Consider the following 12,156-nt stretch of genomic DNA (forward strand, 5'->3'; position numbering starts at 1 on the left):
GCGCCTTTCAGCCCGCCCGGCGGCAAGCGCTCTCAGGCCGCCTGTGCCGGAGCGAGGGTGGAGGGCAGAGCGATCTCCAGCGCCTTCGCCAGCGCCGCGATGCCGGCGCGATACGGCCCGCGCGGCCGCGCCGCCAGCGTGCCGGCGGTGGTCCTGCCCCCCACCTCGCGCGGCATATCCGGGATCAGCACGGCCAGGTTCTGACCCAGCCGGTCCTCGATATATGCCACCGGCAACCCGCCTGGCATGCCGGCCTTGTTGAGCAGCAGCAGCGGGCGGGGGGCCTGCGCGGAGCCGCCGGGCAGACTCATCCAGGCCTGGGCGTGGCGCAGCGAAATCTCCGTCGGGTCGAGCACGATGACGCGGCGCTGGGCATTGAACAGCAAGGCCCGCGACAAGGGCGAGAGCCGGGCACCGATATCCGCTACCATATAGTTATAGCGCGGGCGAATCGCCTCCAGCAGCTGCGCCACCGCCTCCGGCGTGGCCGGCGCCGCCCAATCCAGGGCTTCCTGGCCGGCGATCACGTCCAGCCGGTCCCCGGCGCGGAACACGCAGCGTTCGATCAGCAGCTGGTCCAACCGTTCCGGCGCTTCCAGCACCGCCGCCAGGCCGCGACTGGCCGGGATATCCAAATTCAATGCCAGCGTGCCGCAATTGACATCGCCATCCATCAGCACCGTGTGCCGGCGCAGGATCTCGGACATGTACCAGCCGAGATTGGCCGCCACCGTGCTGCACCCCACCCCGCCGCGGGCCGCGCACAGCGCGATCATCTCGCCGCCGCGCGGCTGGCTCACCGCGCCGTTGCGCTTATCGATCAGCGGCAGGAAATAGCGCGTCACCACCTCCTCGTTCAGCGGCTTGGCGAGATATTCGCTCACCCCCATCGTGCGCACGACGGTGCGGTAGAAATTCACATTCTGCACCTCGCCCACCGCCAGCACGATGGTGCCGGGATCGACCACATCCGCGAGATTCATCAAGGCGTTCATCGGCTGGTCCTCGCCGGAGAGATCGACCAGCACGATCTCGGGCGTGACAATGCCGGCGAGGATGGTGAGGGCCTGGTTAAAATCCGCCAGATGCACCTGATTGCTGTTGGGGATATGCCCGGCCAGGGCGGTGTGCAGCAAGGCGGCGCTCGGCTCGTCCCGCACAAAGCCGATGAAGGCCTCGCGCTTCACCGTCCGCCGCGGGGGCGCCGGGATCAGGCTGTTGCTGTAAAGCCCGGACTGGCTTTCCAAAAAGGCCGGCAACTTCACACGGGCGGGCGAAACATCCTGCATGGCACATCTCCTCAAGACTCAGAAGTTTTTTGCAGGACTTCGTTGCCGGGAGATTAATATCGGGAATGGGTTACGGCGGATTCATTTTCCCGCCCCGCAGCCCAGCCATGCGGTTGCGGTGAGTCGCGCGGCGCTCTATCAGCGCCGCTTCATTTTGGATTTTCACAGGACACGATGGCGCGCCAGAAAAAAGGCCGGAAACTCGACGGCTGGATCATTCTCGACAAACCGCAAGGCATCACCAGCACCCAGGCGCTGAACAAGGTGAAGCGGGCGATGGACGCGCAGAAAGCCGGGCATGGCGGCACGCTGGACCCGCTGGCCACCGGCATCCTGCCGCTGGCCTTCGGGGCCGCGACCAAGACTGTCCCTTATGTGATGGATAGTACCAAAATTTATCACTTCACGCTGAAATTCGGCGAGGCGCGGGATACTGACGATGCCGAGGGCCAGGTGATCGAGACCTCCGCCCATCGCCCGAGCGATGACGAGATCCGCGCCGCCCTGCCCGCATTCATCGGCAACATCATGCAGGTGCCGCCGATCTTCTCCGCGATCAAGGTGGAGGGCGAGCGCGCTTATGACCTCTCCCGCGACGGCCGGCCGCCGGAGCTGCCGCCCCGCCCGGCGCAGGTGGACCGTTTCGAGCTGATCGGCCGGCCGGATGCCGACCATGCGCAGTTCGAGGTGCAGTCCGGCAAGGGCGTCTATATGCGCTCATTGGCGCGGGATCTGGCGCGGGCCTGCGGCTCGGTGGGCCATATCGCGGTGCTGCGCCGGCTGCGCGTGGGGCCGTTCCTGGAGCGCATGGCGGTTCCTCTGGACTTTTTCCTCGATCCGGCGCAGAACCCCGCCACTCTTGCTGAAACTTTGCTGCCGCTCGAGACCGCGCTGGACGACATCCCGGCCCTGGCCCTGAACCAAGCAGAGTTTTTCGCCCTCTCCCAGGGCCAGGCGATCAGCCTGGTGGACCTGATGGGGCGCATTCCGGAGGCCGCCAATCCCGATAACGGGCTGGTGCGGGTGACGGCGGCGGGACGCGTGAAGGCGATGGCCCGACTCGGTGACGGGTGGCTGCAGCCGGAGCGCTTGTTCTAACTTCTTTTCAAGAGGATATCACGATGTCGATCTCTCCTGAGCGCCGCACCGCGCTGATCGCCGAATACGCCACCGCCGCCAATGACACCGGCTCCCCGGAAGTGCAGGTGGCCCTGCTCTCCGAGCGCATCACCAACCTGACCGAGCATCTGAAGACCCACGCGAAGGATTACCATTCCCGCCGCGGTCTGCTGGTTCTGGTCGGCCAGCGCCGCTCGCTGCTGGATTATCTGAAGCGCAAGAACGTCAAGCGCTACCAGGATCTGATCGCGCGCCTCAATCTGCGCCGCTGATCGCCTGACCGGCTGGTCACAAAGCCACGGCGCCTTCGGGCGCCGTTTTTGTTTGGGGGAATGATGAAGCAAAACGACCTGCGCAATGCCGCCCTGGTGGCGCTGCTGCTCAATCTCGGCTTCTTCTTTGTTGAATTCGGCGTGGCCCGGGCGATCGGCTCGGTCGCGCTGTTTGCCGACAGCGTTGATTTTCTTGAGGATTGCGGGGTCAATCTGCTGCTGGTGCTGGCGTTGCGCTGGGGGATGGCGGCGCGGGCACGGGCGGGCATGGTGATGGCGGGGCTGATCCTGCTGCCCAGCCTCGCCACGCTGGCGCAGGCCATCGCGAAATTCTGGCATCCCAGCGTTCCCAATCCGGCCTGGCTTTCCCTCACCGGGCTGGCGGCGATGGCGGTGAATGCGACGGCGGCGCTGGTTCTGGCCCGGCACCGCCATAGCGGCGGCAGCATCGCCCGCGCCGCCTTTCTCTCCGCCCGCAATGATGTGCTGGCCAATGCCGCGATCATCCTGGCCGGGGCGGTCAGCGCCTATCTCTGGCATAGTCTCTGGCCGGATCTGATCGCGGGGATCGCGATCGGGGCGATGAATCTGGATGCGGCCGGTGAGGTCTGGGCGGCGGCCCGCGCGGAGCGGACCGGCTGACCGGCACCCGGCTCTTAGCGCCTCAAGCTCTTAGCTTGAGGCGCTAAACACATATTGCTCTAGGAGCGATGTTTCGCCCGCCGCCCCGCGACATAAACCCATAGCTCATGCAGGGCATAGCACAGCCCGGCGAGGCTGGCGGGGGCCAGGAAATACAGCACCCGGAACAGCAGGATGGCGCCGAGCGCATCCGCCGCCGGCAGAAAGGCCGAGAACCCCAGCAGCAGCACCGAATCGAACACCCCCACCCCGCCCGGCAGGCCCGAGGCCGAGCCGGCCACGAAGGCGCCGACATAAAGGCTGAGCACGCGCGCGTAGGATAGGCCAGGGGCGGCCGGCAGCACCATGTCCAGTATGGCGCAGGCGCAGGCGATATCGACACAAGAGAGGATGATCTGCGCCAGCGCGATGCGCCCGCCCGGCAGCGCGATGCGCTTGCCGAAAATCGTCACCGCCTCGCGCCCGCGTGAACCAACCACATAGGCCACCGGCAGCGCCAGCAAGGCCAGCCCGAGCAGGCGCGCCAGCAGCCCGGCCAGATGCCCCGGCAGCGGCACGGCATGCGGGTCCCAGAGCAGCAGCCCGCCCAGCAGGCTGAGCACACCCAGCGAGAAATTGCTGGCCGACACCGCGACGATGCGCGCCAGCGCCGCCGGCGGCATCTCCCAATGGGCATAAAAGCGCAGACGGATGGCGGCGGCGGTGAGCGCGGTGGCGCCCAGCATATGGCTCAGCGCATAGGCGCAGAAGGAGGCCAGCCCGACATGGCGCAGCGCCAGCCTCCCGCACGCCCCGGCACGGCGGGCGAAAGCCACGCCGGGCAGGTCATAGGCGGCCATGATGCAGAACGAGACGCCAAGCAGCCCCAGCGCCCGGGCGATATCCGGCCAGGGCGTGGCGGCAAAGGCGGCCAACACCGCCCCACCCCCACCTTGCGCAGCACGCCATGCAGCCCGAAGCCGATGGCGCCGAGCAGGACGAGCCCTAGAACCGGCGGCAGACATCTCAGCAGCCGGCGCAAGGGCTCAGGCCGCTTCCGCCTCGCGGGCGAGTGCTGTTTCGATCAGCCGGATGGTCCGCTCGACGCTGTAAAGCGCGATGAACCCGCCAAAGCGCGGCCCGTCCTGGGTGCCGAGCAGCACCTGATACAGGCAGTCAAACCAGGCCTTCAGCGGCTTGAATTCCTGCTCCTTGCCGACGGCATAGACCAGGTTCTGCAGCCGCTCCGCCTCGCTCTCGCCGGGATATTCGGCCTGCCGGCCCGCGGTCAGGCGGGTTTTCAGATCCTCCAGCGCCGCGCGCTCGGCTTCGCTGGGCGCCCGGTAACGGCGCTGCGGGGCGACGAAATCGCGGTTATAGGCGATGGCGTAATGCACCAGCTCGGCCAGGAACGGATAGCTCTCGGCATTCACCTCCGGCATGTAGGCGCGGATGAAGCCCCAGAGCATCTCGGCACTGTCGGCATTGCTCACCGAGGCGAGGTTGAGCAGCATGGTGAAGCTGAACGGCGCCCCGGCATGGTTGGGCAGCACCCCGCCATGGATATGCCAGGCCGGGTTGTTATGCTTGTCCTGCGACTCCGGCAGCGCCTGCACGGCGGCGATGTAATCATCGGTCGAGCGCGGGATCACGTCGAAGAACAGCTTCTTGGCGCGCTGCGGGGCGTGATACATGAACTGCGCCAGGCTCTCCTTGGGTGCGTAGGTCAGCCATTGCTCGATGGAGAGGCCATTGCCCTTGGATTTCGAGATTTTCTGCCCCTTCTCGTCCAGGAACAGCTCATAGGTCAGGTTCAGCGGCGGCTCCTTGCCCAAAGCCCGGCAGATGGCGGAGGAGAGCTTGACGCTGTCAATCAGATCCTTGCCGGACATCTCGTAATCCACGTCCAGCGCGTACCAGCGCATCGCCCAGTCGGCCTTCCATTGCAGCTTGGCGTTGCCGCCAAGCACGGAGGTCTCGAATTTGATGCTGCTCTCCGGGTCGGTCCAGAACACGGTGCCGTGCGCGGCGTCCACCTGGTCGATGGGCACCTGCATCACCACGCCGGTACGCGGATGGATCGGCAAAATCGGCGAATAGGTGGCCTGACGCTCCTTGCCCAACGTGGGCAGGATGATGTCGACGATCTGCTGATGATGGCGCAGCACATGCAGCAGCGCGTCGTCGAAGCGGCCGGAGGCGTAATAATCGGAGGCGGAGGCGAACTCGAATTCAAACCCGAAAGCGCGCAGGAAGTCCTGCAGCATGTTGTTGTTATGGGCGCCGAAACTGTCGAACTTGCCGAACGGGTCGGGGATGCGGGTCAGCGGCTTGCCGAGATGCGCGCGCAGCATCTCCTTGTTCGGCACATTCTCCGGCACCTTGCGCAAGCCATCCATATCGTCCGAGAAGGCGAGCAGGCGCGAGGGCAGACCTGTGAGGTCGGTAAACGCCTTGCGCACCCAGCTGGTGCGCGCCACCTCGCCGAACGTGCCGATATGCGGCAGGCCGGACGGGCCGTAGCCGGTCTCGAACAGCGCCTCGCTCTTGCCTTTCTGTTTCAGCCGCTCGGCGATGCGTTCGGCTTCACGGAAGGGCCAGCTCGGCTGGGGAGAGGTGGGAGTATCGTTCATGGTACCGCCTGCTCTAGAACCGCAGCGGCGCATTTTCAATCACCAGCGCCGCGCAAACGTTACGGATCGTCGATCACCCGCGGCAGGCCGGGGCGCCAGGTGGCGTTATCCGGGCTGTTCATCGAATAGACATGGATGCGTTTGGCCGCCGCGGTCTGGATGATCGCGACAGGGTCCGGCGCGTCGATCGCGGCGGCATTTATAGCCGCACCCAGATCCGGCGGCAGATCCCCCACACGCTTCCAGGCCGCCAGCACCAGGCGCTGATAAGGCAGCCCGAGATCCGGCAAAGCCGAGTGATAATCCGCGATGGCGGCGTTCCAGGAGCCGGTGCGCGCCTTCAGCTGGGTGAGGTAGAGCCCGGCATAGGCGGCGTTTTTCGCAGGGTCGAAGGCATCGTCCAACGAAGCGAAGGCGGTGGGGTGGTAGGTCAGGCTGACCTGGAAGCAGCCGACATCGATATCCCGCGCGCCCGAGGCCTGGGCCAGGCGCACGAAGGCCTCGGCATCCTGCTTATTGGCAAAGTAACGCCCGGTGCCGTCGGCATTCACCGTCCAGGGCCAGGGCGCGGAACGGCCGCTCAACGGGTCGGACCGTCCGCTTTCCACCAGACCGATGGAGAGCAGCAGATTGGTCGGCAGCGTATCCGCCAGCTCCACCGCCCGCCCGGCGGCTGCGCAGGAAGCGCCATCCGGCACCTCCGCGAAGGCGGGCGCAGCGGCCAGGAAGGCGGCAGATATCAGCAGCCAGCGTGTCACATCTCGTCCTTGGCCAACGGGTCGCGGTGGCATCGCCCCTTTGCCGTCTCTAGCCGAAACAACGGCTTATGACGAGGCTTTAATAACACCTCCAGCCCTTTCGGCTTGGTATCCGCGGCCATGGCCCCAGCTTGTTTAAGGACGGCCCGAAAGGGTCAAACCCATTTTCCCAACGTGAGGAGAGAGCCATATGCGTTCCCTTTGGATGGCATCCGCCGCTTTGTTGATGACCGCCGGCATCGCCTGCGCCCAGACCACGCCGCAGGGCGCGACCAACGCCCCGAACGAGGTGCCGGATGGCGCCGCGGCCGGCAAGACGGCGCCGAATTCTGGCACCACCACCATGGCGCCGGGCAACGCCGCCCCGGCCCCGCAAGGCGCCATCAACGCGCCGATGGAAACCCCACCCGGCGCCGCCCCGGGCAAGACCGCCTCGGCGCCCATGAAGCAGCACAAGATGAAGCATCACTGGAAACACGATGAAGACGGCAAGATGAAGCCGCCTCATGGTGGCCCCGAGGCCTCGCTGAAATCCGCCAAGATGGCCATGGAACATCACGATTATGCCCGCGCGCAGTCCGATCTGTCCCATGCCGAGACGCTGCTGCTGACCCGCTCGGTCGATCAGGGAAGCGGCATGTCGCCGGATCAGTCCCCGGCGGTGCATTCCATCGAACAGGCCCGCAAGGCGCTGCGCGCGCATGACACGCAGGGTGCGATGAGCGCCACGGATGCCGCCATGCACGCGGCCCATAAGCATCACGGCCAGATGAGCCCGCAGGGCGGGATGGCGGCGGGCGGGGCCTCCAGCAACACGCTGGTGCCCAACCGCGATGAAAGCCAGAATTTCAATTATAATCAGGGCGCGCAGCATGCGGTACAGACCCCGACCAGCTCGCAGCCGAGCGACGCCAACGCGCCCTCCGTGCCGCAGACCGATGGCGCGTCGCATCAGCTGATCAACGGCCAGGCGCCGCAGAACGCGGTGACCGCGCCGACCACGGCCAACCCGCAGATGGCCCCCACCGCGCCGAACCAGAAGCCGATGGTGACCAACTAAAAGGACAAGGCTCTGAAAAACTTATAAAGTTTTTTGGATGCTGCTTTTTTTCAAAAAAGGCGGCGAAAACCTTGGGGTGGTGGCAGCGACGTTGCCACCACCCGAGCGTTCTTGGGAACTTTTTGGAAAAAAGTTCCCAAACCCTCAAAAACTTTTGCTCCTTTTTCCGGGCCTCCGGCCTGCCGCAAGGCCCCCATGTTGCAGACGGGACGTTTTAGCCCTCGCTTTTGCGGCGCAATATCGCTATGCGGGGCACAAATCAGTCCGAGCATCCCGGCCAGACCGAGGCGACATCACGCGCCCCGGCCCGGCCGGTTTGCTCATTTCGAAGGTAGTCTCGATGTCCGCGCCGAAAATTCGCAATATTGCCATCATCGCTCACGTTGACCATGGCAAGACGACTCTCACCGACCAGCTGCTGAAGCAGTCCGGCGCCTTCGCCGCCCACCAGGCCGTGGCCGAGCGCGCGCTCGACCGCAACGACCTCGAAAAAGAGCGCGGCATCACGATTCTGGCCAAGGTTGCCTCCGTGGTCTGGAACGATGTGCGCATCAACATCGTCGACACCCCTGGCCACGCCGATTTCGGCGGCGAGGTGGAGCGCATCCTGTCCATGGTGGATGGCGCCGTGATCCTGGTGGACGCCGCCGAAGGCGTGCTGCCGCAGACCAAGTTCGTGCTCGGCAAGGCGCTCAAGCGCGGCCTGAAGCCGATCGTCGTCGTCAACAAGATCGACCGTGGCGATGCCCGCCCGGACGATGTGCATAACGAGATGTTCGACCTGTTCGCCTCTTTGGACGCGAATGAGGAGCAGCTGGACTTCCCGATGCTGTTCGCCTCCGGCCGTCAGGGCTGGGCGGTGAAGGATCTGAACGATCCGCGCGAGAGCCTGACCCCGCTGTTCGACCTGATCCTGAGCCACGTCCCCGCCCCGGCGCTGGACACCGAGGCGCCGTTCGCGATGGTCGCCACCATTCTGGAGTCCGACACCTTCCTCGGCCGCGTGCTGACCGGGCGCGTCGAGCAGGGCAAGGCCTCCATCAACATGCCGGTGAAGGTGCTGGATCTGGACGGCAAGGTGGTCGAGACCGGCCGTCTGACCAAGCTGCTCTCCTTCCGTGGGCTGGAGCGCGTGCCGGTGGATGAGGTCGGCGCCGGTGACATCGTCGCCGTTGCGGGTCTCTCCGACACCACCATCCCGTACACGATCTGCGCGCCTGAGGTTTCGGCCCCGCTGCCCGCCACCCCGATCGACCCGCCGACCCTCTCCATGACCTTCCGCATCAATGACGGCCCGCTGGGTGGCCGCGAGGGCAAGAAGGTCACCTCCCGCCAGATCCGTGACCGGTTGATGGCCGAGACCGAAGGCAATGTCGCCATTCAGGTCGCCATCTCCACCGAGACCGACGCGTTCGAGGTTTCCGGCCGTGGCGAGCTTCAGCTCGGCGTGCTGATCGAGACCATGCGCCGCGAAGGCTTCGAGCTGACCATCGGCCGCCCGCGCGTGCTGACCCGCATCAACGAGGAGACCGGCGAGCGCGAGGAGCCGTATGAGGAAGTGCTGATCGACGTCGATGAGCCCTATTCCGGCGCGGTTGTCGAGAAGATGTCCCGCCGCAAGGGTGAGATGACCGACCTGCGCCCCTCCGGTGGCGACAAGCAGCGTTTGACCTTCAAGATCCCGTCGCGCGGCCTGATCGGCTATCACGGCGAGTTCCTGACCGACACGCGCGGCACCGGCGTGATGAACCGCCTGTTCGCCGGCTACGGCCCCTGGAAAGGCAAGATCGAAGGCCGCCGCAATGGCGCGCTGATCTCCTCCGAGGATGGCGAGGCCGTGCAGTACTCGCTGTTCTCCTTGCAGGATCGCGGCGTGCTGTTCGTGAACCCGGGCGACAAGGTTTATGTCGGCATGATCCTCGGCGAGCATTCGCGCGAGAATGATCTGGACGTGAACCCGATCAAGGAAAAGAAGCTCACCAACATCCGCGCCGCCGGCAAGGACGAGGCGCTGCTGCTCACCCCGCCGCGCCGCATGTCTCTGGAGCAGGCGATTGCCTACATCCAGGACGATGAGCTGGTGGAAGTGACGCCGTCGGCGGTGCGCATCCGCAAGCGCTACCTCAACCCGCATGACCGCAAGAAGGCCGAGCGCCGCAGCGACGACGCGGCATAAGACCCAAAACGCAAAAAAAGGCGCCTCCGGGCGCCTTTTTTTACGTTCCCGCCAGCGCTGACACGGACATCCTCGGTGTCGAACCAAAAAAATCTGACGCGGAGTCCAGCGACCTGACAGGCGCTAAAGGGCGTAGCGCTCTTCATTGACAGGCCGGCTCATTTTCATTCTAACTAACAAAAATCCTCAAATCGCTTATACTGAAAGATTTTAACTCAGGCTGATGTATAGATCGCCTAACACCCCGCGACCGGTGACGATTCGGTGCTCGATCAATTGATTTTGCGCGACCAGCTGGTGTCCATCCGCCGCAACATCATGATGATTCTGCCGATCAATAGCGGCATTTCCACCATCGTGTTTCTGATGGCGCTCTATTATGCGCATGGCCGCGCTGGTCTGATCTGGTTCATCGCCGCGATGACGATCAACATCATCCGCTTCGTGCAGAGCTGGTTGCCCGACACCGCGCCGCCGCTGCCGGTGCGCCAGAACAGCTTTCGCTGGCTGAGCCTCACCGCGCTGCTGTCTGGCCTGGTCTGGGCCACCCTGCCGGTGCTCAGCGATTACTGCACCAATCCGCAAACAGTGTTTTATCTCACCGTCACCTGCGGCACCACCGCCGGCGCCGTCACCCATGGCGGCCCTTATGCGCGGGTGCCGATCTGCTTTGTCGTGCCGCCGCTGCTCTCGGTCTTCGCCTGCCTGATCTTGCTGGATAATTTCGGCTCGGCCTGCCTGGCGGCGACAGTACTGCTCTATCTGGTGACCCTGCTGCGCCATGCCCAACGGGCGCAGGCCGAATTTCAGGAGACCAGCTTCCTGAAAAACCAGGCGGTCCAGCTGGCCAGCTCGATGGAGGAGACTAACAGCGCCTCGATGGTGGTGGCCGAGCAGATGAGCTACCGCGCCACCCATGACGATCTGACCGGCCTGCTCAACCGGCCGGGCTTCATGCGCCAGGCCGAGGCCGCGCTGGGCGAGACTGACGGCCCGTGCTGCCTGATGTTCATCGATCTGGACGGGTTCAAGCCGATCAATGAGGCCTTCGGCCACCATGCCGGCGACCGGGTGCTGGTGGAAGCCGCGCGCCGGCTGGCGCTGCCGCTGGGGCCGGATTGCATCCTCGGCCGCATGGGTGGCGATGAGTTCGCGCTGTTCTACCCCATCTGCTCGACCACCCGCCCCCGAGCAGCTCGGCCGGGAATTGATCGAGGCGCTGGCGCCGCCCTTTTTCAGCTTCGATGCGGGCCTGCTCGGCGCCTGCGTCGGGTTCCATGCCGGCCGGGAGGAAAGCGTCACCGCCCTGCTCTCCGGCGCTGACGAGGCGCTGCGCGCGGCCAAGGCGAAGGGGCGCAACCAGCTGCAGGCCTTCGATGAGCGGCTGCGCCAACGCCTGGCGATGCGCCGCGACATTGAGCGCGATCTGCGCCGGGCCTTGAGCGAGAAATGGGCCGAGGTCTGGTATCAGCCGGTATTCCGGGCGGATGGCTACACGCTGGTCGGCTTCGAGGGGCTGCTGCGCTGGCAGCATCCCCAGCACGGCTTCATCGCGCCGGACGAGCTGATCGCCGTCGCCGCCAAGACCGGGCTGGCCGAGCAGTTGCTGCGCTTCGTGCTCGATGATGTCTGCCAGATGATCGCGGCGCTGCGCGCGCGTGGCCTCGCCCATGTGCGGGTGGCGATGAATATTTCCCCGCGCGAGATCGCCCGGCTGCCGGTGGACGAGATCCTGCTGGCGGAACTGGCCCGGATGACCTGCCCGGCCGCCATGCTGGAGGTCGAGATCACCGAGGAATCCCTGCTGGACCTCGCTTCGGTGCAGACCAAGCTGCTGCGTCTGGCGGAGGCGGGGGTGCAGATCAGCATCGATGATTTCGGTGTCGGCTATTCCACCCTGGCAACGCTGCGCCAGCCTTATGTGAACAAGATCAAGATCGACCGCTCCTTCGTGAAGGATATCGCCAGCTCGCGCGACAACCAGGTGCTGGTCACCTCCATCCTGCAGCTTGGCCGCACGCTGGGGCTGCGGGTGGTGGCGGAAGGGGTGGAAACGCCGCAGGACCATGCGCTGCTCAAGCAGATCGGCTGCGATCTGGTGCAGGGCTATCTCTTCCGCACCCCCGCCCCACCAGCAGAGGTGTTGCGCTGGCTGGCCGGGGAGAATAGCTGACCCCTGGCCGGCCCGGGCATCGACAGGATTTTGCCCCCGGGCATGATATGCCGCA

Annotated in this window: 11 protein-coding genes; 7 read left to right on the forward strand and 4 right to left on the reverse strand. The window is 65.4% G+C overall.

The window, feature by feature from the left end:
* Nucleotides 1-32: 32 nt before the first annotated feature.
* Entirely contained in the window at nt 33-1,289 is a 1,257-nt protein-coding gene (locus GT370_RS08655) for an AAA family ATPase (protein ID WP_008492175.1), read from the reverse strand.
* Nucleotides 1,290-1,463: 174 nt separating this feature from the next.
* On the opposite strand from GT370_RS08655, the gene truB reads away from it, so the two are divergent.
* The 3 genes from truB to GT370_RS08670 all read left to right on the forward strand — a co-directional run bounded on the left by truB (nt 1,464) and on the right by GT370_RS08670 (nt 3,322).
* A complete protein-coding gene (truB, locus tag GT370_RS08660; RefSeq protein ID WP_008492174.1) occupies nt 1,464-2,387 on the forward strand; it encodes a tRNA pseudouridine(55) synthase TruB in 924 nt (307 codons plus the stop codon).
* 23 nt (nt 2,388-2,410) lie between these two features.
* Nucleotides 2,411-2,680, forward strand: coding sequence for a 30S ribosomal protein S15 (gene rpsO / locus GT370_RS08665; RefSeq protein WP_008492173.1), 270 nt, complete (start codon nt 2,411-2,413; stop codon nt 2,678-2,680).
* Nucleotides 2,681-2,743: 63 nt separating this feature from the next.
* Nucleotides 2,744-3,322, forward strand: coding sequence for a cation transporter (locus tag GT370_RS08670; RefSeq protein WP_008492172.1), 579 nt, complete (start codon nt 2,744-2,746; stop codon nt 3,320-3,322).
* Between the two features lie 59 nt (nt 3,323-3,381).
* On the opposite strand, the gene GT370_RS08675 is transcribed toward GT370_RS08670, so the two are convergent.
* From GT370_RS08675 to GT370_RS08685, 3 genes are all read right to left on the reverse strand, one after another.
* Nucleotides 3,382-4,239: a hypothetical protein gene (locus tag GT370_RS08675; protein WP_270184233.1), complete on the reverse strand. Its 858-nt coding sequence runs from the start codon at nt 4,237-4,239 to the stop codon at nt 3,382-3,384.
* 108 nt (nt 4,240-4,347) lie between these two features.
* The gene (locus tag GT370_RS08680; RefSeq protein WP_008492169.1) at nt 4,348-5,934 is read right to left on the reverse strand and encodes a lysine--tRNA ligase; all 1,587 of its coding nucleotides are present in this window, start codon (nt 5,932-5,934) and stop codon (nt 4,348-4,350) included.
* Between the two features lie 59 nt (nt 5,935-5,993).
* Nucleotides 5,994-6,692 carry a soluble lytic murein transglycosylase gene (locus tag GT370_RS08685; RefSeq protein WP_008492168.1) on the reverse strand — a complete coding sequence of 233 codons (699 nt, stop codon included), beginning with the start codon at nt 6,690-6,692 and terminating at the stop codon, nt 5,994-5,996.
* A 190-nt stretch (nt 6,693-6,882) separates the two neighbouring features.
* Between GT370_RS08685 and GT370_RS08690 the strand changes: the two genes are divergently transcribed.
* The 4 genes from GT370_RS08690 to GT370_RS08705 all read left to right on the forward strand — a co-directional run bounded on the left by GT370_RS08690 (nt 6,883) and on the right by GT370_RS08705 (nt 12,101).
* Nucleotides 6,883-7,752, forward strand: coding sequence for a hypothetical protein (locus tag GT370_RS08690; RefSeq protein ID WP_144052604.1), 870 nt, complete (start codon nt 6,883-6,885; stop codon nt 7,750-7,752).
* 340 nt (nt 7,753-8,092) lie between these two features.
* On the forward strand, nt 8,093-9,928 hold the full coding sequence (gene typA / locus GT370_RS08695) for a translational GTPase TypA (protein ID WP_008492166.1): 1,836 nt from the start codon (nt 8,093-8,095) through the stop codon (nt 9,926-9,928).
* A 264-nt stretch (nt 9,929-10,192) separates the two neighbouring features.
* Complete coding sequence (locus GT370_RS08700; protein ID WP_270184234.1) at nt 10,193-11,251, forward strand: GGDEF domain-containing protein; 1,059 nt, start codon at nt 10,193-10,195, stop codon at nt 11,249-11,251.
* The gene (locus tag GT370_RS08705; RefSeq protein ID WP_270184235.1) at nt 11,136-12,101 is read left to right on the forward strand and encodes a putative bifunctional diguanylate cyclase/phosphodiesterase; all 966 of its coding nucleotides are present in this window, start codon (nt 11,136-11,138) and stop codon (nt 12,099-12,101) included. Before GT370_RS08700 ends, GT370_RS08705 begins: the two co-directional genes overlap by 116 nt.
* The last annotated feature ends 55 nt before the right edge of the window (nt 12,102-12,156 follow it).

Origin of the sequence: Acidocella sp. MX-AZ03, assembly GCF_027626035.1 — a bacterium.
In the GTDB taxonomy this organism is placed as follows: Bacteria; Pseudomonadota; Alphaproteobacteria; order Acetobacterales; family Acetobacteraceae; genus Acidocella; species Acidocella facilis.

Coding starts and splice junctions, on each gene's coding strand:
- GT370_RS08670 (WP_008492172.1), top strand. CDS start 2,744: ATGAAGCAAAACGACCTGCGCAATGCCGCCCTGGTGGCGCTGCTGCTC.
- GT370_RS08690 (WP_144052604.1), top strand. CDS start 6,883: ATGCGTTCCCTTTGGATGGCATCCGCCGCTTTGTTGATGACCGCCGGC.
- typA (WP_008492166.1), top strand. CDS start 8,093: ATGTCCGCGCCGAAAATTCGCAATATTGCCATCATCGCTCACGTTGAC.
- GT370_RS08680 (WP_008492169.1), bottom strand. CDS start 5,934: ATGAACGATACTCCCACCTCTCCCCAGCCGAGCTGGCCCTTCCGTGAA.
- rpsO (WP_008492173.1), top strand. CDS start 2,411: ATGTCGATCTCTCCTGAGCGCCGCACCGCGCTGATCGCCGAATACGCC.
- truB (WP_008492174.1), top strand. CDS start 1,464: ATGGCGCGCCAGAAAAAAGGCCGGAAACTCGACGGCTGGATCATTCTC.
- GT370_RS08655 (WP_008492175.1), bottom strand. CDS start 1,289: ATGCAGGATGTTTCGCCCGCCCGTGTGAAGTTGCCGGCCTTTTTGGAA.